The following is a 20990-nucleotide window of genomic DNA, read 5'->3' on the forward strand; positions in this document are numbered from 1 at the left end:
CAACTGCCGAGTTTTCTGGGCCCGCGTATCCGAGATGGTGCAGTTTCTCCTTGACCAATTCGCTCCATAGCCTTAACCAATCAAGGCAATGGTTACAAAAAACGGGAGGAATGACAATGGCCAGCATGACCAGACGTACCATCCTTGCCACCGCTTTCGCCGCGGCCCTGGCATGTGCAATGCCCCTGTCGGCCGCAAACGCAGGTGACATGCGCATCGCATTCGGCGACCTTCCGGGTATAGAATCCATCCAGACACTCGCCGCGATAGAGCGCGCCAAGGAACGCGGCGTGAATGTCGAGCTCATTGTTCTCAATGATGAGGATCTGGCAGCCCAGGCCATTGTCGGCGGCCAGGCCGATGTTGGCATCGGCGCGCCCTATACTCTTATCCAGAAGGTGGGCGTGCCGATCCGCATCTTTGCGCAGATATCGACGCTGCGCTTCTTTCCTGTCGTCAACAGCGAATTCTACAAGGAATGGAAGGATCTCGACGGGCAGGAAGTCGCCGTTCAGGCGCGCGGTTCCGGCACCGAGGCGGTCATGCTGCTGATGGCGAAGAACCACGGCATCAAGCTCGGCAACATCAGCTATGTCCCGGGTTCCGAGGTTCGCCGCAATGCGCTGCTCCAGGGAACGCTGAAGGCGTCGATCGTCGATGCCGCCAACAGGCGCGCGCTCGAGGCTGAAGCTCCCGGCAAGTTCATCGTCTTGCCGGTCGAGGACCTCGGCGCCTCGGACGAAGCGCTTTTCGCGACCGCAGACTATCTGAAGAACAACGCCGCCGATGTCGATATCCTGGTCGAGGAACTGATGAAGACCGCGCGCGAAATCACCGCGAACCCGGCGGTGGCGGTCGAGCTTCGCAACAAGTACAAATTGCTGCCGGATCTCGGCGCGGAGGCGGATAGCGAAATCACCGAATACTACAAGGAAACCGCGGAAGCCGGCAGCCTTGCGCTGAATGGCGGCGGAGCGGATGCGGCCGCCGACGACTTCGCCTTCTTCAGCCTTGCCGGCCAGATCGAAGGCGATCCCGCAGGCCTCAAGGTCGAGGACTTCTGGGATGTCTCGGCACTCGACCGTGCTGTCGCCAAGCTCGGCAAGAAATAGGCGGCCTGCCGGATGGCCGTAAGCATCAGAACCGACGGCGAGGCTGCCAGCCTCGCTCCTCTTTCCAATCGCAGTGCAACGGGCGCGTCGTGGGACCAGCCGATCCTGCTCAGGCTCGTGTCGATCGCCCTGTTCGCAGGGGTTTGGGAGGTGGCCGGCCGCATTCCCGTCAGCTTCGCCTTCCCGACTTTTTCCGACACTGTCGTCGCGTTTTTCGGACTGCTCGCCGACGGCAGCTTGGCAACCGCCTACCTCTCTACACTGCAGCCGCTGGTGCTCGGCGTCGTCCTGTCGGCGTTCCTGGGTGTCGGTCTCGGCACGATCTGCGGCTTGTGGCGCACCGGCGAATGGCTGGTGATTCCCGTGTTCATCGTGCTTCAGGCTGCACCCGTCGCCGCCTTCATTCCGATGGTCACCTTCGTCTACGGCATCGGCATGACCGCCAAAACGCTCGCCGTCATGATCCTGGCGCTGCCGGTCATCGTTCTCAACACCTACAAGGCCGTTCGCAACGTTAACGAGTCGCTGCTCGTCATGTGCCGATCGTTCATGGGCACAGGTTGGCAGACCATCGCCAAGATCATTCTTCCTGACGCCAGTCCGGTGATTTTTGCCGGCTTGCGCCTCGGCGTCGCTGCCGGCTTCGTCGGCGTAGTGCTCGCCGAACTGCTGATCACCCCGACCGGCATCGGCGACCTCATCACCTTCCACCGCTCGCGCGCAGACTACGCCGAGATGTACGCAACAATTGCCTCGATCATCGCGCTTTCCACCCTGACGCTCGTCTTTCTGCAGTGGGTGGAAGTCCGTGTTTTCAGGCCCGAGAGTAGAGGTGCATAAGATGGTCGCGACCGCATTGCGAAATGGACCGTCGCCGGTTCCCGCACCGATCGATTCAATCGTGGAAGTGAGAGGAATTTCCAAGACCTACGGCAATGTCGAAGCCTTGCGCGGCATCGATCTCGACTTTCCCAGAGGCAAGCTGACCAGCCTTCTCGGACCCAGCGGTTGCGGAAAGACGACGCTGTTGAAGATCATAGCGGGGCTGATACGGGCCGATGGCGGCACCGTCGCGATCAACGGCAAGCGCGTCAGCGCACCTGGCCCCGAACGCGCTTTCGTGTTCCAGGATTTTGCGCTGATGCCTTGGGCGACGGTGACGCGCAACGTGGCCTTCGGCCTGGAATTGCGCGGCACCAACAAGGCCGAGCGCGAGGAGACCGCCCGCCGCTACATCGCCGAGGTGGGTCTTGCCGGCTTCGAGGACAAATATCCGCACGAACTATCGGGCGGCATGCGCCAGCGCGTCGGCCTGGCGCGGGCCTTGTCGGTCGATGCCGATGTCCTGCTGCTCGATGAACCGTTTTCGGCGGTCGACGAGCAGAACCGGCGCAAGTTCCAGGAAGACCTGATCAGGCTGCGCACCAACCAGAACAAGACTTTCATCTTCGTGACGCATTCGATCGAGGAGGCGGTCTACATCTCCGACCGCATCGTGTTGCTGTCGCCGAGACCCGGCCGGGTTTCGCAGATCATCGAACCGGCAATCGACCGCTCCGGCGACCCGGAGCGCATTCATCGCGACAGGCACTATCTCGATACGGTTGATGAGATCTGGCAGGGGCTGAAGCAATATGTGGAATGACCGGCCATGACCTTGTTTGGCTATCGTGTACCAATGATGGCGTCCCTGCTCGTCTGGTGCGTCGTATGGGAAGTCGTCGGCCGGCTGGACCTTATCTTTCTGCTGCCGCCGTTTAGCGACGTGCTGGCTGCAGCGTTCAACCTCGTGCAGACCTCGTCCTGGCAGAGCGCGACGGTCACGACCCTTCGCGCCTTCGCCATGGGCATGGCCCTGTCGATCGTCATCGGCGTGCCTCTGGGCATCCTGATGGGACGCCTCAAGATTGCCGACGATCTGCTCGGCATGTGGGTCAACATCTTTTCAAGCGCACCGCTCTCGGCCATCGTCCCGGTGCTGATGATCCTGTTCGGCTTCGGCGAGAAGACGATCGTTGCGGCGGTGTTCCTGTTTGCGATCTGGATCATCGTTCTCGACACCCGCGCCGGGGTCCGCCATATCTCGCCGTCGCTGATCGAAATGGCGCGTTCCTATGGCGCCTCACGCCCGGCGCTCTATACCAAGATCATCCTGTGGGCGGCACTTCCGGAAATCCTTGCCGGCATCCGCCTCGGCCTCATCCGCGGCGTCAAGGGCGTCGTCATCGGCCAGTTGCTCGTTGCCATCGTCGGTTACGGCGCGCTGTTCGAGACCTTCTCGCGAAATTTCCGCATGGCCGAATTCTGGGCCTTGACCATCATCCTTTTTGCCTTCGCCCTGCTGATCGCCGAACTGATCGAGAGGGCCGAAGCCAAAGTCGAATACTATGCAGGAGCAAGACAGTGAACATGCACGGCACCACCTCAAGTTACGTCATCGAACCGACCGCAATCCCGGGCATTCCGGTGGCGGGAACCGACAAGGTGTTTCCGGTGCACCGGGTCTATTGCGTCGGGCGGAACTATGCCGCGCATGCCGTCGAGATGGGACACGACCCCAACAAGGAGCCGCCGTTCTTCTTCCAGAAGAACCCCGACAACCTCAATGTCAGCGGAGAATTTCCATATCCCCCGGCCTCCAACGATGTCCATCACGAGATCGAAATGGTCGTGGCGCTGAAAAGCGGCGGTACGGATATAGCGGTCGAAAAGGCTCTGGACTGCGTGTTCGGCTATGGCGTAGGTCTCGACATGACGCGGCGCGACCTGCAAGGTAAGGCGAAGGACATGGGGCGTCCATGGGAGGTCGGCAAGGCCTTCGAGGCGTCGGCGCCATGCACGCCGTTGGTTCCGGCAAGCTCGATCGGTCATCCTGACCAGGGCGCGATTTGGTTGGACGTCAATGGCGAGCGCAAACAGACCGGCGATCTCAACCAGATGATATGGAAAGTTCCCGAAATGATCAGCTATCTCTCAGGTCTTTTCACGTTGATGCCGGGAGACATCATTCTTTCCGGCACGCCGGCGGGCGTCGGCGCGGTCATTCGCGGTGATGTTCTTCGCGGTCATATCGACGGCGTCGGCGACCTAGAGGTTCGCGTTGTCTGAGGCGTCGATCATTGAACGGCTTGCCCCCGGAGCGGACGGTGCGCCGGCGATCTCGGCGCCGGACAGAACCACGCTCACCCATGGCGGACTGCGCCGGCTGATCTCCGAAACGGCTGCGCGGCTCAATGCGCTCGGCCTAGGCCGTGGCGACCGGGTGGCGATCGTGCTGCCAAACGGCCCGGAGATGGCGACGGCCTTTGTCGCCGTGGCGGCCGCCGCCTCGACTGCGCCGCTCAATCCGGCCTACCGGGCCGACGAGCTCGATTTTTATCTCTCCGACATCGGCGCCAACGCAATCCTGGTCGCCGAGGACGAAAGCGGCCCGGCGGTCGCCGTCGCCGAGCGTCTGGGCATAGCTGTGCTCAGGCTGATCGCGCGAGGTGACGCGCCAGCCGGCAGCTTTGAGATCGAGGGAAAACCGGTCGGTCCGTCTGTTTTTTCCGGCCTGGCTGAGGATGGCGACATCGCGCTGTTGCTGCACACCTCAGGCACCACATCACGCCCCAAGCTGGTGCCGCTCAGCCACGCCAATCTTGCCGCCTCGGCTGCCCATATCGGCGCCACGCTCGGCCTGACATCAGGCGATCGCTGCCTCAACATCATGCCGCTGTTCCATATCCATGGGCTGATCGCGGCAGTGCTGTCCTCGCTTGCATCGGGTGGCAGCGTCTTCTGCACGCCGGGCTTCAACGCGCTGCGCTTCTTCCATTGGCTGGGCGAGGCGCGGCCGAGCTGGTACACGGCGGTGCCAACCATGCATCAGGCGATTCTGCCGCGCGCGGCGCGCAATGCCGATCAACTGGCGGTGGCGCCGCTGCGCTTCATTCGCTCGTCCTCGGCATCGTTGCCGGCGCAGGTGATGGCCGAGCTCGAAGCGACTTTTGGCTGCCCAGTGATCGAATCCTACGGCATGACCGAGGCCGCGCATCAGATGGCCTCGAACCGGTTGCCGCCGGGCCTGCGCAAGCCGGGCAGCGTCGGCGCCGCCGCCGGACCGGAGGTCGCGGTGATGGCGCCGGACGGGCAATTGCTGAAGCCTGGTGAAGCCGGTGAGATCGTCATTCGCGGGCCCAATGTCACCGCGGGCTACGAGAAGAACCCGGACGCCAATGCCACCGCCTTCGCCCATGGCTGGTTTCACACCGGCGACCAGGGCGTGCTCGACGAAGACGGCTATCTGCGCGTCACCGGCCGGCTCAAGGAGATCATCAACCGCGGCGGTGAGAAGATCTCGCCGCTTGAGGTCGACGACGTGCTGATGGACCATCCGGCGGTGGCGCAGGTCGTCACCTTCGCCACCCCACACGACAAGCTCGGCGAGGAGGTCGCGGCGGCGATCGTGCTGCGCGAGGGGATGGCCGCGACAGAAAGCGACATCCGCAGCTTTGCCGCGATGCGGCTTGCCGATTTCAAGGTGCCGCGCATTGTCTTGATCCTGGACGAAATCCCGAAGGGCGCGACGGGCAAGCTGCAGCGCATCGGCCTCGCGACCAAACTCGGTCTTGCCAAATCCGGTCTGGGATAATGATGCGGATCACTATTTTTGGCGCCGGCGCGATCGGCGGCTATCTCGCGGCCAAACTTGCCATGGCCGGCCGGGTCGAACTGTCGATCGTGGCGCGCGGCGCGCATCTCGACGCGATCAAGGCGAACGGGCTTCGCCTGATCGAAGACGGGCACGAATCCGTCGCCCCTGTCAGGGCCGCCGCACAGGCCGGGGAATTAGGCGTCCAGGACTATGTCGTTCTGGCGCTCAAGGCCCATTCTCTCGCACCGGCGCTCGACCAGATCGCGCCGCTGCTGGGCGAGGGGACGGCCGTCGTCACCATGCAGAATGGCGTGCCGTGGTGGTATTTCCATAGGATCGGCGGGTCGCTCGAAGGCACGCGGTTGCAAGCGGTGGATCCCGGTGGGGTGATCTGGGACCGGCTTGGGCCGGATCGCGTCATCGGCTCGGTCGTCTATCCCGCTGCCGAAGTGGATGCGCCCGGCCTGGTCCGCCATATCGAGGGAAAACGCTTCTCGCTTGGCGAGCCCTCGGGCGAGAGGAGCGAGCGTGTCACGCGGCTTGCCGAGGAAATGGTTGCAGCGGGGCTACAGGTGCCGGTTCGCGACGACATCCGCGGCGAAATCTGGGTGAAGCTCTGGGGCAATCTCTCCTTCAACCCGATTTCCGCGCTGACCGGCAGCACGCTTGCCGCAATCGCTGCCGACGAGGCAACCCGCACGCTTGCCCGCACCATGATGCTGGAGGCGCAGGCGATCGGCGAAAGCCTCGGCATGCGTTTTCCGATAAATGTCGACCGCCGCATCAAGGGCGCCGGCGACGTCGGCGAGCACAAGACCTCGATGCTGCAGGATCTGGAACGCGGCCGGCCGATGGAGATCGACGCGCTGGTGACGGCGGTCCAGGAGCTTGGCCGGCTGACCGGCCAGCCGACGCCCACCATCGACAACGTGCTGGCGCTGGTGCGTCGCCTCGCCATCGAGCGCGGCTGCTATCTGACGTAAGACACGGGTCATCAGACGCTCGCCTTTAGGAGACGGGCCGAATGCCCTTGTGAAGAAAGAAGCTTTACGGCTTTTCTGTCAAAGGAAACGAAGACTTCCCCGCCTAGCCAGCTACCATCATAGGCAATCACACCATCAGCAAAATCACCACCAGCATCAAGGACCGATAGACCAGCTTCTACTGCGGGCCGATTGACCACGACATTTTCCGTATTCAGCAAGGCACGGATCGCGGCTGAAATGTCTTCACAAGCAGTCTTATATTGGCGGGCCAAGACCCACGTGAATTCACAGAGGGATTGTAGGCTTACAGCCACGATTTCAGCGGTTGCCAGCAACTCGACAGCGGCACTCGCTTGCTTGGCATCGTCAGCCACATAGGCGCGGAGCAGAACATTCGTATCAGCCGTGATCTTCATTCCTTGCCGGCCCCGGCGGCCGCACCAGCCTCGGCAATTGCCTCATTGATTTCCTCAATAGTGAGAACCTGGCCATTCGTCTTCCCTTTCAGGAAACCATGAAGGTCCCGAAACGATCCCCTCGGCCGCGATGCTTTTAGCTCTGCCCGACCATCCGGTAGCAAATCCAATTCAATTTTTTCTCCCGGCTTGATGCCCAGGTGTTGGAGCACATCTTTCCGAAAAGTGACCTGCCCCCGTGCCGTTACGGTCAGTGTCGTCATCGCAGAATCTCCCGATTGGCTAGCCTGAACGTAATGCAAAAGTGCATTACGTTCAAGCGTCGGCTTTCCCTGCCATTCGCGCGTGGGCCGGCCGGCCATCGAACCAATTTGCAGACGTCTCCGCATTTTTCCATTTAATTTGTTCGCCTTTTGTTCTAAAAATCTTGGTCGGACACAACTTGCCGGACGAGATAGCCATGAACGAACTGCCTTCATTCGGAATCGGCAGGAACGGCCAGACTTTCTTCCGTTGGGACGAGCCGGACCAGCGGCGCAACGATCGGCTGTTCTTCGCCATTCTTTTGGAAAGCACGATCGCTACACCGCTGGCGCTGAAGGCGGCTGGCTGGCAACGTGAGTTGGGCCTGCGCGGCAAGCTCATTGCGGCAGAGCAGTTGCATATCTCGCTGTTTGGGCTCGGCGATCATGACGGATTGCCAATGTCGCTTGTGGAAGCCGCCTGCCGCGCCGGCGGCCTCGTTCAGGCGGCATCGTTCGACGTCTCCTTCGATCGCCTGTCGGTCTTCGGCGGCGGCGCCTTGGTGCTGCGTGGCAGCGACGGCATCCCAGCCTTGCAAACCTTTTGGCGCAGCCTCGGCGCTACGCTCTCCGACAGTCCGCTGAAGCCCTTCGTGGCGAATTCCTTCGAACCTCATGTCACCTTGCTGCGCGACAGGGCGCGTGTCGCGAAGCCAGGCGAACGGGTCATCGAACCGATCGGCTGGACGGTGCGGGACTTTGTGCTCATCCACAGTTTCCTGGGGCAGGGCCGGTATCAACTCTATGGCCGCTGGCAATTGAGCGACCAGGACGACGCCTTGGCCGCCATGTGAGAAGACGCCGTGTCAGATCGTCTTGACGTATTGCGCAAGCTGGTCGGCCACGGTGCCCCAGCCATAGAAAAAGCCCATCTCCTCGTGGTTATTCCGCGTGGCCTCATCCCGATGGATGGCGGTCGCGGTATAGCGCGTCGCCTTGCCTTCCGGCTGCAATGATATGACCGCTGTGATGAATGGGTCTCCCGACGGCCGATAGCCAGGCAGCAGCGCATCGGTCCATACCAGCCGCTCGTTCGGCACGATGTCGAGATAGCAGCAATGGCGGTCGTTAACCTCCTTGCCGTCAGGGGACTGCATGCGGGTCCTGAACAGGCCGCCGGGCCGAAGATCGATCTCGCAATCCGTGATGATCCACGGCTTCGGTGTGAACCATTGGCGGACATGCTCAGGCTTGGTGTAGGCGGTCCAGAGCAGTTCTCGTGGCGCGTCGACGACGCGTTCGAGAACGAGGTCCAGTCTGGGGTCCGGTTTGAACACTATGCTCATATATCTTTCTCCTTGAGTGTCATGACGTAGGCGTCGAACTGGTCCAGGCGGCGGTCCCACAGCGCACGCTGCTCTGCCAGCCAATTTTCCGCGAGCTTCAGCGGCTCAGGCGCGAGTTGGTAGGTCCTGACGCGGCCGGCCTTTTGCGAGCGCACCAGCCCGCAGCCTTCCAGCACCTTGAGATGCTCGACGAAGGAGGGCAGGGCCATGTCGAAGGGCTGGGCAAGCTCGCTGACTGAGGCGGGGCTTCTGTTCAGCCGCTCGACGACACGGCGGCGGGTTGGATCGGCGAGCGCTCGGAAAATGCCGTCGATCGGTGGGATGCTTGCGGTCTGTGGGCTTGTTGAAACGGTCACGTCGTTCTTGCGCCTCTGATCATGGCCAAAGCTGGTTCGGAAGATACTTAGGAAAATTCCTTAGTATTTGCAAGCGCGAAATTCGAAGATGCTGGCGGTGCCGCTGGCAAAGTGGAACGTGCGGTTTTAGGGTGCGGTCGGAATCGACAAGCGATCAGCCCGAAGGCAAAATTTTGACCATCACCATGTACGGCATCACCAATTGCGATACGATCAAGAAGGCGCGTGTCTGGCTGGAAAGCCACGGTGTCGCCTATCGCTTTCACGATTACAGGGTCGAAGGGTTGGACGCTGACCGGCTGGACGAATGGTCCGGCAAGGTCGGCTGGGAAATCCTGCTCAACAAAGCGAGCACGACGTTTCGCGAACTGTCCGACAAGGACAAGCTGAGCCTCGACGAGAAGAAAGCCAAGGCGCTGATGCTGACCAAGTCGACGATGATCAAGCGGCCGGTGCTGGAGATCGGCGACCGCATACTGGTTGGCTTCAAGCCTGATGTCTACCAGCAGGCTTTAGGCGGGTTAAAGAAGGCGTAGCCGGGATGGCGACGCTTTCGCAAGCTCGCTATTTTCATGACGACTAGTGCATTGTCCGCGCCGGTCTCAATTCCGCCAGGCGAATTGGGTCGCGGGGAAGACCTTGGCCTGCCTGGCCGACAGTGCGTCCCACGCTTCGCGGTCGCTGGGGTCCGGTTCGATCGTCTCGGCGATGCTCGTCATGGCGTCCGCGGCCTCGGCAAAACTCTCGAACCATCCAATGCCGACCGCAGCGCTGATGGCTGCGCCGAGGGAGGAGGCTTCGGCATTGTGACCCTTGTGGATCGAGATGCCGGTTGCGTCCGCGATCATCTTTGTCCAAAGCTTGCTGTTGGCGCCACCGCCGATCGCCACCATTTGCGTGGGCGAAAGACCATGGCTGCGCATCTCTTCGAGGGCTCGGGCGGTTTGCAGCGTCATCGCCTCGAGCCCCGCGCGATAAAAGTGGCCGAGCGTGTGCGACGGGTGCATGCCGATGAAGCTCGCGCGTGCGCTCGGATCCCAATGCGGATCCATGCAACCGACCAGCGTGGATCCGGCGAGAAGTCCGTCCGAGCCGATCGGGACGGCAGCCGCTTCCCTTTCCAGACGGTCGAAGATCGCCGGATCGGAGCGTCCGCCGGCAAACGTGTCGACGAACCAGTTGACGAAATAGACACCGGCCCGCTGCACTGCCTCGAGGAAATAGCCATCGCCTGTCGGCGAGGTCATGGTCCGCCAGAAGGCGCCGACCACCGGTTCCCGCGACCAGATTCCCGCGATGATCGCAGTTCCGAGATTGAGATAGACGACGCCGTCGCGCATGGCGTTGACGCCGAGCCCGGCGCATTGCCCATCGCCGCCGGCGGCGATCACCGGCGTTCCTTCGGCGAGACCGGTTGCAGCGGCCGCCGCGGCATGAACGGCCCCGATCCGGGTGCCGGACCGCACCGCATTGGGAAGTTGCGACGGCTTGATGCCGAGGTGATCGAGGAGCGGCTGCGACCATGCCTTGCGCGAAATGTCGAAAAGACCGAACGGATCGGCGCTCGTCCAGCTCGCACTCGGCGTTCCCGTCAGTTTCAGCGTCAGATAGCCGTGCACGTCGAGGATTTTCCTCGCCTGGTCCAACCGTTCCGGCTCGTTCTCGCGCAGCCATTTCAGGCGGTAGACGACCGGCGTCACGTCGATCGGCTTGCCGGTGATCGCGTGCAGTCGCTCACGGCCGATCTCCGCCGCGAAACGGTCGACCAGCCCGGCGGCACGTTCGTCGAGCCAGAGGCTCGCAGGTCCGATCGGCTCGCCGGCGCCGTCGATGAGGGCAACGGTCTCGCGCTGGTTGGAGATCGCGACAGCGGCGATGCGTTTCGCATCGACCGTGCCGACAAGCTGTCGCAGCGCCGCCGTCGCGGCCCGCCACCAGTCGGCGACCTCCTGCTCGACATAGTCGGGCCGTGGCTTCATTAGATCGAGCGGCGCGCGGCCTTCCGCCACGGCTCGCCCGTCCCGGGTCCACGCAATCGCCTTGCAGGATTGCGTCGAACTGTCGAGGCCGACGACAAGAGGTCCGTCGCTGCTGCCCATATTTGTCCTCCCGAGACGATGAATTCCGCCGAGTGCCGGTTATTCCGAGTGCTGGTTATTCCAAGAGAAAATTCGCGGTGGCCATGTCGGTGACAAAATGTGTCGCGTATCCGCCGTCGAGCCCAGCCCTGATCGCCCCCATCTTGCGGACGCCACCGGCAGCGCAGATGCGGATCGGAACTTCCTTCAATTCGTCGAGCGTGATGCCGACGGTGCGTCCGTCGAGCGGCGTTGCGAAAGGGGCTCCCTGAGCATCGATGAACCGGCCGATGATGACCCCGAGCGCTCCCCGCTCGATCATGCCGGCAAGTGCCGCGGCGTCCGATATCCCGGCTCGGGCATAGGTGCTCTCCGGCCCGATATCGCCGATCCCGAAGATGACCTTGCCGGCGGCACGTATCATACGGAACTGGTTGACGAGCATCGGCTCCTGCATGAGCTCGTCGTGCAGTTCCTCGGTGGAGACGATCGCCGGGGCAAGCAGGTTGATGCAGCGGGCTCCGAGCCGATTGGCCATCAGAGAGGTGCAGAATTCCGGCGAAAAATCGCTGGTGCCGATCGAGCTTCCCGAGAGCTGGACGACGGTGAGGTTTCGATCGTGGCGTAGTCGCGGGATCGAGCGGGCGGCAGAGAGCACCGTCTTTCCCCAGGCAACGCCGATCGTGTCGCCCGGATCGACCATAGAGGCGAGCAACCGTCCCGCCGCTTCGCCGATGCGGCGGTCGGCATCGTTGGGATCGAGGTCGGGAATAACCGCCGCGCCGCGAAGCCCGAATTTTTCCATGAGCCGCCGCGAAGTCAAGGTGCGGGCAAAAGCGTCGTGGTCGACCTGGACGGCGACAAGTCCGCTTTCGCGAGCCTCCTGCAGATAGTTTACCACGCTCGCCCTGGAGACGTTCATGACCTTCGCCACATCGCTCTGGTTGAGCTGGTCGACATAGTAGAGCCAAGCCGCCCACGCCACCGCGCTGTCGAATTCGGACGGCAGTGCCGAGAGCCCGGATGGTCGGACCGCGTCGATGTCGGCGTTGGCATTCATGCGCCTTTTTCCGCAGGTTTGCAGAACGAAGTCAAGCGTTGCGGGCAGATGCTTGACAAAAGACAGTGCTAAGTGACTATTGTTCGATGACGCAATGTTCCTGCGCATCGATGCCCCAGAAGAGGACGCCATGACGAATCCGGCAGCCGGATCCTGGACGACATTAATCGACGACATTTTGGACGGGCGCTGGACCAACCCGGAGACCGGGCAAAAGGCGGTGGTGCCGTATGACCGGATTGTCATCGAAGAAAGCCTCGAAGGACGGGCAGCCGATCTCGTTTCTGAGCTCGAGCTGGGTGAGCGGTTCACGGTCGTTGCGGATGCCGCGACCTATGATGCACTTGGCGAACGCGTTGCGCGCGAGCTGAAGACGCTCGGTCCTGTCGATGTCGTGATATTGGATCACCCACATGCCGACATGGCCAACGTCGAAAGCCTGGCCGTCAAACTCGCCGATGCGGAAGCCGTGGTCGCGGTCGGTTCCGGCACGATCAACGATCTCTGCAAGTTCGTCACCGGAAGGAACGAACGGCGCTATTGCGTGTTCGGGACAGCCGGTTCGATGAACGGCTACACATCGACGACGGCGTCCATCACACTGGAAAGCGGCCTGAAAGTATCGCTGCCTTCCCACGCGCCATCAGGTTTTTTTGTCGATCTTGGCGTCTCCGCTGCCGCCCCGACCTATCTGTCGGCGGCGGGGTTCGGTGACTGCCTTTGCCGCTCGGTCGCCCAGATCGACTGGTGGATGTCGCACCGCCTGCTTGGCACTGCCTATCATCAGGTGCCGTTCCTCATTCAGGAAAAGGATGAGGCGGCGCTCAACGAGCGTGCGGCAAAGCTTGCCGAACACGACATCGAGGCCAATGGCTATCTCTACCGCGTGCTGACGCTCTGCGGCCTCGGCATTTCCTTCACCGGCGTCTCCAATCACGGCTCCATGGGCGAGCATCAGATATCGCACTACATCGACTGCTTCGCCGGCGAGCGTCACCCCGGTACGCTCCACGGCACCCAGGTCGGTGTCGCTTCACTGACCATGGCGCGGCTGCAGCAAGCAATGCTTGCAAGCGATAAGCCGCCGGTGGTGAAGGCGACGAAGATAGATCCTGACGACATGGTCCGCCGCATGGGGCCGGCTGTCGCCGCACAATGTCTCGACGAACTGAAGAAAAAGGCGTTCGACGAGAATGCCGCCGCCGCATTCAACGAGCGCCTGCAGGAGCTCTGGCCGGCGCTCAGGCAGGAGCTCGAGCAATTCATGGTGCCAGTCGACGAAATGCTGGGCCTGCTGAAATCCACCGGCGGGCCGATTTCAGCGGCCGAACTGGGCACGCCGGCCGATTTCTATCGCGAGGCCGTCGTTCACTGCCGGGAGATGCGCAATCGATTTTCGTTCCTCGACGTTGCTGCGGATGCAGGGATGTTGGAGGATTTTGCTCGCGGGGAAGCCTGACCGGATGCGCGACCTCGCCGAATTCGGACCCGAAACTGCCTCGCGCATTCGCGGCGTCTTCTGCGATATCGACGACACCTTGACGACCGACGGTCGTCTTCCGGCCGATGCCTACCGTGCGCTCGAACGCCTGCATGAGGCGGGCCTTGTCGTTGCTCCCATTACCGGGAGACCGGCAGGCTGGTGCGACATGATTGCCCGGTTCTGGCCGGTGACCGGCGTGGTTGGCGAAAATGGCGCTTTCTACTTCGCTTATGATCACGCAACGCGAAAGATGATCCGGGTTTTCGCCGCGAGCGCTGAGGAACGCCGGGAAAACAGGCGCCGGCTCATCGAACTGGAAAAGCGCATCGTCCAGGAAGTGCCAGGCTCGGCCGTATCCGCTGACCAGCAATATCGCGAAGCCGATCTGGCCATCGACTTTTGCGAAGATGTTCCGGCGCTGCCGCTGTCCGATGCCAGGCGCATCAAGCAGATCTTCGAGCAGGCCGGCGCCGTCGCCAAGATTTCGTCGATCCATGTAAACGGCTGGTTTGGCCGCTACGACAAGCTGTCGATGACGCGCCGCTTTGCGAGCGAGAGGCTGGGAACCGACCTCGATGCTGAAAGGCAGGCCTATGCATTCGTCGGAGACAGCCCGAACGACGCCCCGATGTTCGGGTTCTTTCCGAACGCGTTCGGGGTCGCGAATGTGATGGATTTCCAGGGACAGATCGATGCCGAACCCGCTTTCGTCACGAGGTCGCGGGGTGGTCGCGGCTTCGTCGAGATTGCCGACGTGATCCTGGCAAACCGGAGGTCGGGGGAGGTCTGACCGGCCGGCGCGAAGCGTGCGGCCGCAAAGACGCAAAAGGATGTTCTGCAGGCGATGGAACCGAACCAGGGACGGCTTAGGAAAGATCTGCCGACAGTCTGCTTTCGGATGAAAGCAGGCGCGATGCAACAGGCAGCATCGCACAGCACCTACCGCAATTCCGGTCGGCGGATATCAAAGCGAGCTGCCCGTCTCCTGGTCGGTGATGAGGCCGGTGAAGAACCCCTTTTCCAGGAGCTTGGCCATGATGCCGACCTTGTTCTTTCCGCCGGAAACAAGGACGCGTTTGGGAATGTTCAGCGTGTCGAGAGGATAAACCCCGACGATGCGTTCATTCACGGGATGGTCGATGAGCTCGGCGTTCCGGTCGAAGAAATAACCGAGAAAGTTCCCGATCGGCTTCATCCTGAGGACGTCGTCGAATTCCTCGTCGGTCATATAACCGACGCTGCGAAGCGTCGAACTGGTTGTGCCGCCGACGCTCATCAGCGCAAGGTCGGCGTTCAGCGCCTTCTGGATAACCTCGCGCGCGCTCGGTTGCTGCAGGATCGTCTCGCGGCTTTCGCGGCTGTCGCAGATGATGGGTCCGGGCAGGTAATAGGATTCGGCCTGAGTGCGCTGGGCAAAGACGGCGGCGGCGTCGTATTTGTCGATCGACGACCGGCGCGAGAGAGAGCCGAGGAGCGGCACGACAGTAACGTTCCTGAGCGCCACCGGTTCGATGTTGGAAGCGAGCCATCTCATGGTTCGGCCCCACGCCATGGCGACCGTCATGTCGTCCCTGAGCAGGGTCTCGACGGTCTGCGCGGCATAGATGCCGATCACTTCGGAGAGCCCGAGCTCCGACCCGGTGTCATTAGGCGTAACGCTGCATATGTCGAGCCGGTACTTCCGCCTGAGCTGTTCTTCCATTTCGAGCGCCTGCGACGTCCCGGCGTTGATGCGGATCGAGACGATGCCGCGCTCCTTGGCCTCGGCCAGCAGCCTGTGGATCTTGGTGCGATTGATCTGCAGCCGCTCGGCGATGGCCTGCTGTGTTTCACCCAGCACGAAATATTGGTGGGCTACCCGTGCCAGGAGGCCGATCGACGTCATGGGGGTCCTCCGATGCTGGTGGCGCACCCGTCCGAACGCCGCTGTCGCCGGCCAACAAGTGCTTGCCACGGACATGGTGACGATATAGCATTTGAACAAATGCACAAGATATGAACATTTGTGCATCGCAAAACGAAGCGGTTCGGGAGGAACGCGTGCGGGTTGCCCAAGCCAGACGTTTCGTCATTTCGGACCATCCGCTGCCATGGTTGCTGCCGCTGGTGGCAATCCTGCTTGTCTTCACCGTCTATCCGCTGCTCTACAACATCTGGCTGAGCTTCCACGAGTTCGTCCCGCGCAGGCGGGCGCTCGAATTCGTCGGAACGGAAAACTGGGTGCAGCTCTGGAACGACACACGGTTCTGGCAATCGCTCGTCATCACCTTCACCTATTTCGCCATCGCGCTGGTCTTTGAGCTTGTGCTCGGCATGGCGATCGCGCTGCTCCTGGACAGCGACGGCTTCGGTTTCGGTTTTCTGCGCGGCGTGCTGACGATGACGCTCGTCATTCCGCCGGCCATTGTCGGCATGATGTATCTGCTGATGGAGGATCCGCAGTTCGGGGTGATCAGCTACCTCCTGCAGTCGATTGGTCTGCTCAATCCCAACAACCCCATCCTCGCCACGGCGTCGACAGCGCTTGCCGGCGTTCTCGTCGCCGAAATCTGGCAGTGGACGCCGTTCATGGTTCTCATCTTCCTTGCCGGCCTTAGGGCGCTGCCGCCGGAGCCTTACGAGGCTGCGATGATCGACGGCGCGTCGTCGTTCCAGATTTTCCGGCGCATCACCCTGCCGATGATGTCTAAGGTGATCGCGATCGCTGTCCTGGTCCGCGGCATCGATCTATTCCGCGTCTTCGACTACGTCTTCGTCATGACATCAGGCGGGCCGGGAGCGTCGACCTATTCGCTTTCCCTCTATGCATGGCAGCAGACGTTCAGCTTCGTAAAGTGGGGCTATGGAGCCACGCTCAGCCTCGTCACCCTCGTGATCATCCTCGTCATTGCCAACCTCTTCATCCGTATCGCGAAGGTGAAATGGTAGAATGAACGGCTCCTTCTCCACCCGCATGCTTCGCACCATCGCCGCCTGGGTTGTGGTCGCAATCTTCTTCTTTCCGATCTACTACTGGACGTCGGTGGCGTTCAAACACGGCAACGACATCTTCAACCGGCCGCCGAAACTGTTCGCCTTCACGCCGACCTTCGACAATTTCCAGAAGGTGTTCGGGATCTCGCTGGGCAGCGGCGGCATCACCGTGACGCCGGGCGGCGGCAATTTCTACATGGCGCCGCGCGTCTGGGATTCGATCGTCATCGCGACGCTGTCGACCGTGCTCGCCGTCGCCATCGCCACGCTCGCCGCCTATGCCCTGTCGCGCATGAATTTCCGCGGCCGGCACAGTTTCGTCGGATGGGTGTTGTCCACGCGCATGATGCCGCCCGTCGCGGTCGCGGTTCCGATGTTCTTCATCTACAAGAATTTCGGGCTCATCGACACCTATACCGGCATGGTGCTGATTCACGCGCTGATGAACCTGCCGCTCGCCGTCCTCCTGATGAAGAGCTTCTTCGACGACATCCCCTCAGAAATCGACGAGAGCGCGATCGTCGACGGCGCCAGCCGCTTCATGATCTTCCGGCGGATCGTGCTGCCGATGGCCAAGGGCGGCATCGCCGCCACGGCGGTCCTCTGCTTCATCTTCAGCTGGACCGAATTCCTCTTTGCGCTGACCCTGACCACCACGTCGCTCAAGACCGTGCCTGTCGTCTCATCGACCTTCGTCACCTCGATCGGCACCGCCTGGGGCAACATGGCCGCGCTTGGCGCCGCATCCATCATTCCTGCTTTCATCTTCATTCTGTTGGTTCAAAAGCACCTCGTGCGCGGTCTCACGATGGGATCATTGAAACAATAGATGGGAGGCTCGAATTCGCAGCCTTGTGAAAATCGCGAATTAAACCGGAGGAGTAGACAATGAAAGACAGCATCAGAAAGGCGCATCTTGCCTCTGTCACCGACCGCTTCGTTCGCGGACAGATGGACCGGCGCTCGTTTCTTCGCGCAGCAAGCATTCTCGGCCTCGGCGCCGGCGCGCTCGGCATGGGATTGGGACGACGCCCGTTCTACGGCATCAGCCAGGCATCGGCTCAGGAACAGGAACTGAAGCCCAGTGCTGAAATCACCAAATGGCTCTCGGATGTCGGCAAGCCCTTTGCCGGAACGACCCTTCGCCTCGCTACGGAATCGACGCCGCCATCGAATGCCATCGCCACGCAGCTCAAGCAGTATTTCGAGGAGGCTACCGGCATCAAGGTCGAGATCGAAGTGCTGCCGCTCGAGCAGGTGCTGCAGAAGCTGACGCTCGACGTGGCGTCGAGCCTCGGCACTTACGACCTCTATTACATCGACCAGAGCTGGGCGGCGAGCTTCAGCCAGGACGTCTTCGATCCGCGCGAGCAGCTCAAGAACACCGAACTGGCAATGCCGAACTACAATATCGACGATTTCCTGAAGCCGCTCGTCGACGGTATCGCCATGTACAAGGACAGTATGGTCGGCGTGCCCTACGACATTCCGATCTTTATCACGCAGTACCGAAAGGACGTATGGGACGAGCTCAAGTTGCCGCCCCCCGCCACGCTGGAGGATTTGCTGCAGGCGTCTGCGGCGATCACCGACGCCAAGGGCCCGAACATGTACGGCACCAGCGGCCAGATGAAGTCAGGCCATTACAGCCTCGAATGCGATTGGACTGCCTGGCTTTGGGGCCATGGCGGTTCGATTTTCGGCGCCGACGGCAAATTCACCGGCAATGACGAAGCTGGCTTGGCGGCCATGGCCTATTGGGACAAGCTCAAGGCGACGATGCCTCCCGGCGTCGACGGCTGGACATGGGATGGCGAGGGCCAGTCGGTCGGCCAGGGCGTCGCCGCCTCGATGCTGTCATGGGGCGAATTCTTCCCGTTCTTCGACGATCCCAACGCGTCCAAGGTCTCCGGTCTGATGGAAGCGATGGTTCCGCCGAAACCTGCCGCCACGCTGCGCACGGTCGAGCAGACCGGATTCGGCGAAATTCCGGGGGTTGGTCACCAGGGCGGCTCTTCGCTCGCGGTGTCGAAATACTCGAAGAACCCGGACGCTGCCTGGATCTTCATGCAGTGGGCGACCTCAGCCGACACCCAGGCCCTGATAACCGTTCTGGGCGGCGGTACGGGGCCAACGCGCACCAGCGTCTATGACGATCCGCGCGTGCTGGCCAACGCGCGTGTCGGCGCCGGCACGACCCGCCATTTGCCGGTCGTGCGCGACACCATCGCCAACTACATGGGATCCGAGCCCGACCTGCCGGCATGGGCAGAACTCTCGAGCGACATGATCCCGGTTGCGCTGGGCAAATACTTCGCCGGCCAGTCGGGCTCGGCCAAGGAGTCGCTCGACGCTCTGAAGACCCAGGTCGACGATCTGGTCGCCAAGGGCTGAGTATTCCCTGGGGTGGCGGCCTTAGGTCCGTCACCCCGGCTATCGACAATTCCCAAAGAGGAAAAACAATGGCTGGAAAACAGCTCGTAGCGGTGACGGGAGCGAGTTCTGGTATCGGCGAGGCAGTCGCCAAGGTGTTTTCGCGTGCCGGCCACCCTGTTCTGATGATGGCCCGCCGTCTGGAGCGCATGGAGGCACTGAACCTGCCCGACAGCATGGCCCGGCAGGTCGACGTGCGAGACCGCGCCGCGATCGCAGCCGCCGTGAAGGAGGCGGAAGCCGAATACGGACCGGTCGACATGCTCTTTGCCAATGCCGGTATAGCGCGTCTTGCCGACATTGGCCGCCAGCCGCCCGAGGAATGGGACGAGATGATCGACATCAACACGAAAGGCGTCCTGAATTCGGTCCACGCCGTGATGTCGGGCATGATGGAGCGCCGTCACGGCACGCTGTTCATGATGAGTTCAATCGCTGGCCGGAAGGTCTATCCCGATCATACCGTTTACTGCGGGACAAAATTCTTCGTTCACGCCGTATCGGAATCGCTGCGCGACTATCTTTCCGACTATGATGTTCGCGTGGTCGTGCTTTCGCCCGGGGTGATCGAAACCGAAGTTCTGAGCGGTGTTCTCGATCCGCAGACGTTAGCCAACTACAAGGCCAACAAGCTCAAGATCGGCGGCGGGATCGGGCCGGAGCACGTCGCCGACCTCATGCTGCACACCTATCAGATGCCACAAAACGCTCTCGTGCAGGAAATCGTCATCACGCCGACCAGGCAGAAATACTGACGACCCGAATCCGGTCGTCCGAAGAGAGATTGAGAATGGCCACCGTTGAATACAGGAACATCGCCAAGAATTTCGGGCATGTCGAGGTGATGAAGGACATCTCGTTCGGCATTGCCGATCGCGAGTTTGTCGTGCTCCTCGGACCGTCGGGCTGCGGAAAGACCACGCTCCTGCGCATGACAGCCGGGCTCGAGAGTGTGACCAACGGCGATCTGCTGATCGGCGACAGGCGGGTCAACAACGTTCACCCGCGCGACCGCGACATTGCCATGGTGTTCCAGAACTATGCGCTCTATCCGACAATGAGCGTGTTCGATAATATCGGCTTCAGTCTCGAAGTGGCGAAAATGCCAAAAGCGGAGATCAGGAAGAAGGTAGAATGGGCGGCGGAAATCCTGAATCTCACGCCCTTCCTCGGGCGCTACCCCAGGGAATTGTCGGGTGGCCAGCGCCAGCGTGTCGCCATGGGTCGCGCCATGGTGCGGGACGCCGCCGTGTTCCTTTTCGACGAGCCGCTCTCCAACTTAGACGCAAAGCTGCGCACGCATATGCGCGTGGAAATCCGTCAACTCCACAATCGTCTCGGCACGACCACGATCTACGTCACCCATGACCAGATCGAGGCGATGACGATGGCCGACAAGATCGTGCTGATGCATGCCGGCAGGATCATGCAGATCGGCACGCCCGACGAGGTCTACGAGCGACCGAACTCGAAATATGTCGCTGATTTCATCGGCTCGCCTTCGATGAACTTCATCGCCGGCACCGTCGAGACCGCGGGCGGCAGTCCTCGCTTCGTCGCCGAAGGCGTGTCGATCGGCCTCTCACCGGAAATCAAGGCAAAGCCAGGCCAAAAGGTCATTATGGGCGTTCGGCCAAACGATCTCGGCATTTCGGATGCGGGCGAGATCAAGGGCGAGGTCGTGCTGTCCGAAACGACCGGCGCGGATGTTCAGATTCACTTGCGCGTGGCAGGATACGACGCCGTCGCCGTGGTGCCGCGTGACGCGCGCCGCAACGCCGGCACCGCGATCAACCTTTCGGTGCTGCCGGGCAAGGTGCACCTGTTCGATGCGGCCACGGAACTGCGCGTCGCCTGAGCGATTCGCGA

Annotated in this window: 23 protein-coding genes; 16 read left to right on the plus strand and 7 right to left on the minus strand. The window is 61.7% G+C overall.

Annotated elements, in window-relative coordinates:
- The first annotated feature begins 116 nt into the window (after positions 1 to 116).
- From AC0L26_RS03360 to AC0L26_RS03390, 7 genes are read left to right on the plus strand one after another with little or no spacing between them, the layout of a single operon-like run.
- On the plus strand, positions 117 to 1112 hold the full coding sequence (locus AC0L26_RS03360) for an ABC transporter substrate-binding protein (protein ID WP_473631250.1): 996 nt from the start codon (positions 117 to 119) through the stop codon (positions 1110 to 1112).
- Between the two features lie 12 nt (positions 1113 to 1124).
- Positions 1125 to 1952 (plus strand): ABC transporter permease, encoded by an 828-nt coding sequence (locus tag AC0L26_RS03365; protein ID WP_473631251.1) that lies wholly within the window; start codon positions 1125 to 1127, stop codon positions 1950 to 1952.
- A gap of 1 nt (position 1953) precedes the next feature.
- The gene (locus AC0L26_RS03370) at positions 1954 to 2757 is read left to right on the plus strand and encodes an ABC transporter ATP-binding protein (protein ID WP_352937797.1); all 804 of its coding nucleotides are present in this window, start codon (positions 1954 to 1956) and stop codon (positions 2755 to 2757) included.
- Positions 2758 to 2763: 6 nt separating this feature from the next.
- Complete coding sequence (locus AC0L26_RS03375) at positions 2764 to 3519, plus strand: ABC transporter permease (protein WP_473631252.1); 756 nt, start codon at positions 2764 to 2766, stop codon at positions 3517 to 3519.
- A gap of 2 nt (positions 3520 to 3521) precedes the next feature.
- On the plus strand, positions 3522 to 4220 hold the full coding sequence (locus AC0L26_RS03380) for a fumarylacetoacetate hydrolase family protein (protein WP_473631529.1): 699 nt from the start codon (positions 3522 to 3524) through the stop codon (positions 4218 to 4220).
- Entirely contained in the window at positions 4213 to 5745 is a 1533-nt protein-coding gene (locus AC0L26_RS03385; protein ID WP_473631253.1) for an acyl--CoA ligase, read from the plus strand. The genes AC0L26_RS03380 and AC0L26_RS03385 overlap by 8 nt, the downstream gene beginning before the upstream one ends.
- Positions 5746 to 5747: 2 nt before the next feature.
- Positions 5748 to 6731 carry a 2-dehydropantoate 2-reductase gene (locus AC0L26_RS03390; protein WP_473631254.1) on the plus strand — a complete coding sequence of 328 codons (984 nt, stop codon included), beginning with the start codon at positions 5748 to 5750 and terminating at the stop codon, positions 6729 to 6731.
- 11 nt (positions 6732 to 6742) lie between these two features.
- Here the strand turns inward: AC0L26_RS03390 and AC0L26_RS03395 are convergent, their stop codons facing one another.
- Both AC0L26_RS03395 and AC0L26_RS03400 read right to left on the minus strand, forming a co-directional pair.
- Positions 6743 to 7150, minus strand: a complete 408-nt coding sequence (locus AC0L26_RS03395; RefSeq protein ID WP_473631255.1) for a type II toxin-antitoxin system VapC family toxin — start codon at positions 7148 to 7150, stop codon at positions 6743 to 6745.
- Positions 7147 to 7413, minus strand: coding sequence for an AbrB/MazE/SpoVT family DNA-binding domain-containing protein (locus AC0L26_RS03400; RefSeq protein WP_473631256.1), 267 nt, complete (start codon positions 7411 to 7413; stop codon positions 7147 to 7149). The genes AC0L26_RS03395 and AC0L26_RS03400 overlap by 4 nt, the downstream gene beginning before the upstream one ends.
- A gap of 197 nt (positions 7414 to 7610) precedes the next feature.
- On the opposite strand from AC0L26_RS03400, the gene AC0L26_RS03405 reads away from it, so the two are divergent.
- Positions 7611 to 8246: a 2'-5' RNA ligase family protein gene (locus AC0L26_RS03405; RefSeq protein WP_473631257.1), complete on the plus strand. Its 636-nt coding sequence runs from the start codon at positions 7611 to 7613 to the stop codon at positions 8244 to 8246.
- Between the two features lie 12 nt (positions 8247 to 8258).
- Here the strand turns inward: AC0L26_RS03405 and AC0L26_RS03410 are convergent, their stop codons facing one another.
- On the minus strand, positions 8259 to 8738 hold the full coding sequence (locus AC0L26_RS03410; protein WP_473631258.1) for an SRPBCC family protein: 480 nt from the start codon (positions 8736 to 8738) through the stop codon (positions 8259 to 8261).
- On the minus strand, positions 8735 to 9094 hold the full coding sequence (locus tag AC0L26_RS03415; protein WP_473631259.1) for an ArsR/SmtB family transcription factor: 360 nt from the start codon (positions 9092 to 9094) through the stop codon (positions 8735 to 8737). The genes AC0L26_RS03410 and AC0L26_RS03415 overlap by 4 nt, the downstream gene beginning before the upstream one ends.
- A 173-nt stretch (positions 9095 to 9267) precedes the next feature.
- On the opposite strand from AC0L26_RS03415, the gene AC0L26_RS03420 reads away from it, so the two are divergent.
- Positions 9268 to 9630: an ArsC family reductase gene (locus AC0L26_RS03420; protein WP_473631260.1), complete on the plus strand. Its 363-nt coding sequence runs from the start codon at positions 9268 to 9270 to the stop codon at positions 9628 to 9630.
- 66 nt (positions 9631 to 9696) lie between these two features.
- Here AC0L26_RS03420 and AC0L26_RS03425 read toward each other — a convergent pair whose 3' ends face one another.
- Together AC0L26_RS03425 and AC0L26_RS03430 are read right to left on the minus strand one after the other, a co-directional pair.
- Positions 9697 to 11193: a xylulokinase gene (locus AC0L26_RS03425; protein ID WP_473631261.1), complete on the minus strand. Its 1497-nt coding sequence runs from the start codon at positions 11191 to 11193 to the stop codon at positions 9697 to 9699.
- Between the two features lie 55 nt (positions 11194 to 11248).
- On the minus strand, positions 11249 to 12232 hold the full coding sequence (locus AC0L26_RS03430) for a sugar-binding transcriptional regulator (protein ID WP_354494313.1): 984 nt from the start codon (positions 12230 to 12232) through the stop codon (positions 11249 to 11251).
- Positions 12233 to 12362: 130 nt separating this feature from the next.
- Between AC0L26_RS03430 and AC0L26_RS03435 the strand changes: the two genes are divergently transcribed.
- Together AC0L26_RS03435 and AC0L26_RS03440 are read left to right on the plus strand one after the other, a co-directional pair.
- Positions 12363 to 13691, plus strand: a complete 1329-nt coding sequence (locus tag AC0L26_RS03435; protein WP_473631263.1) for a sn-glycerol-1-phosphate dehydrogenase — start codon at positions 12363 to 12365, stop codon at positions 13689 to 13691.
- A gap of 4 nt (positions 13692 to 13695) precedes the next feature.
- Positions 13696 to 14505, plus strand: a complete 810-nt coding sequence (locus AC0L26_RS03440; RefSeq protein ID WP_473631264.1) for an HAD family hydrolase — start codon at positions 13696 to 13698, stop codon at positions 14503 to 14505.
- A gap of 174 nt (positions 14506 to 14679) precedes the next feature.
- Here AC0L26_RS03440 and AC0L26_RS03445 read toward each other — a convergent pair whose 3' ends face one another.
- On the minus strand, positions 14680 to 15600 hold the full coding sequence (locus AC0L26_RS03445; RefSeq protein WP_352937821.1) for a sugar-binding transcriptional regulator: 921 nt from the start codon (positions 15598 to 15600) through the stop codon (positions 14680 to 14682).
- A gap of 155 nt (positions 15601 to 15755) precedes the next feature.
- Here AC0L26_RS03445 and AC0L26_RS03450 point away from each other — a divergent pair, with 155 nt between their 5' ends.
- The 5 genes from AC0L26_RS03450 (at position 15756) to AC0L26_RS03470 (ending at position 20979) form a co-directional block, all read left to right on the plus strand.
- A complete protein-coding gene (locus AC0L26_RS03450) occupies positions 15756 to 16643 on the plus strand; it encodes a carbohydrate ABC transporter permease (RefSeq protein ID WP_473631265.1) in 888 nt (295 codons plus the stop codon).
- 1 nt (position 16644) lies between these two features.
- The gene (locus tag AC0L26_RS03455) at positions 16645 to 17517 is read left to right on the plus strand and encodes a carbohydrate ABC transporter permease (RefSeq protein ID WP_023799420.1); all 873 of its coding nucleotides are present in this window, start codon (positions 16645 to 16647) and stop codon (positions 17515 to 17517) included.
- Between the two features lie 59 nt (positions 17518 to 17576).
- On the plus strand, positions 17577 to 19082 hold the full coding sequence (locus AC0L26_RS03460) for an ABC transporter substrate-binding protein (protein WP_354494318.1): 1506 nt from the start codon (positions 17577 to 17579) through the stop codon (positions 19080 to 19082).
- A 68-nt stretch (positions 19083 to 19150) separates the two neighbouring features.
- Positions 19151 to 19876: an SDR family oxidoreductase gene (locus AC0L26_RS03465; RefSeq protein ID WP_127314342.1), complete on the plus strand. Its 726-nt coding sequence runs from the start codon at positions 19151 to 19153 to the stop codon at positions 19874 to 19876.
- A 35-nt stretch (positions 19877 to 19911) separates the two neighbouring features.
- Positions 19912 to 20979, plus strand: a complete 1068-nt coding sequence (locus AC0L26_RS03470) for an ABC transporter ATP-binding protein (protein ID WP_473631266.1) — start codon at positions 19912 to 19914, stop codon at positions 20977 to 20979.
- Positions 20980 to 20990: the final 11 nt, after the last annotated feature.

It is taken from the genome of Mesorhizobium sp. WSM4823 (assembly GCF_055811195.1).

What these genes read in the sequence shown, in the direction of transcription:
- AC0L26_RS03370 (WP_352937797.1), top strand. Translation starts at nt 1,954, where the DNA reads ATGGTCGCGACCGCATTGCGAAATGGACCGTCGCCGGTTCCCGCACCG.
- AC0L26_RS03380 (WP_473631529.1), top strand. Translation starts at nt 3,522, where the DNA reads ATGCACGGCACCACCTCAAGTTACGTCATCGAACCGACCGCAATCCCG.
- AC0L26_RS03410 (WP_473631258.1), bottom strand. Translation starts at nt 8,738, where the DNA reads ATGAGCATAGTGTTCAAACCGGACCCCAGACTGGACCTCGTTCTCGAA.
- AC0L26_RS03375 (WP_473631252.1), top strand. Translation starts at nt 2,764, where the DNA reads ATGACCTTGTTTGGCTATCGTGTACCAATGATGGCGTCCCTGCTCGTC.
- AC0L26_RS03455 (WP_023799420.1), top strand. Translation starts at nt 16,645, where the DNA reads ATGAACGGCTCCTTCTCCACCCGCATGCTTCGCACCATCGCCGCCTGG.
- AC0L26_RS03390 (WP_473631254.1), top strand. Translation starts at nt 5,748, where the DNA reads ATGCGGATCACTATTTTTGGCGCCGGCGCGATCGGCGGCTATCTCGCG.
- AC0L26_RS03460 (WP_354494318.1), top strand. Translation starts at nt 17,577, where the DNA reads ATGAAAGACAGCATCAGAAAGGCGCATCTTGCCTCTGTCACCGACCGC.
- AC0L26_RS03425 (WP_473631261.1), bottom strand. Translation starts at nt 11,193, where the DNA reads ATGGGCAGCAGCGACGGACCTCTTGTCGTCGGCCTCGACAGTTCGACG.
- AC0L26_RS03365 (WP_473631251.1), top strand. Translation starts at nt 1,125, where the DNA reads ATGGCCGTAAGCATCAGAACCGACGGCGAGGCTGCCAGCCTCGCTCCT.
- AC0L26_RS03445 (WP_352937821.1), bottom strand. Translation starts at nt 15,600, where the DNA reads ATGACGTCGATCGGCCTCCTGGCACGGGTAGCCCACCAATATTTCGTG.
- AC0L26_RS03400 (WP_473631256.1), bottom strand. Translation starts at nt 7,413, where the DNA reads ATGACGACACTGACCGTAACGGCACGGGGGCAGGTCACTTTTCGGAAA.
- AC0L26_RS03360 (WP_473631250.1), top strand. Translation starts at nt 117, where the DNA reads ATGGCCAGCATGACCAGACGTACCATCCTTGCCACCGCTTTCGCCGCG.
- AC0L26_RS03470 (WP_473631266.1), top strand. Translation starts at nt 19,912, where the DNA reads ATGGCCACCGTTGAATACAGGAACATCGCCAAGAATTTCGGGCATGTC.
- AC0L26_RS03395 (WP_473631255.1), bottom strand. Translation starts at nt 7,150, where the DNA reads ATGAAGATCACGGCTGATACGAATGTTCTGCTCCGCGCCTATGTGGCT.
- AC0L26_RS03465 (WP_127314342.1), top strand. Translation starts at nt 19,151, where the DNA reads ATGGCTGGAAAACAGCTCGTAGCGGTGACGGGAGCGAGTTCTGGTATC.
- AC0L26_RS03440 (WP_473631264.1), top strand. Translation starts at nt 13,696, where the DNA reads ATGCGCGACCTCGCCGAATTCGGACCCGAAACTGCCTCGCGCATTCGC.
- AC0L26_RS03430 (WP_354494313.1), bottom strand. Translation starts at nt 12,232, where the DNA reads ATGAATGCCAACGCCGACATCGACGCGGTCCGACCATCCGGGCTCTCG.
- AC0L26_RS03405 (WP_473631257.1), top strand. Translation starts at nt 7,611, where the DNA reads ATGAACGAACTGCCTTCATTCGGAATCGGCAGGAACGGCCAGACTTTC.
- AC0L26_RS03435 (WP_473631263.1), top strand. Translation starts at nt 12,363, where the DNA reads ATGACGAATCCGGCAGCCGGATCCTGGACGACATTAATCGACGACATT.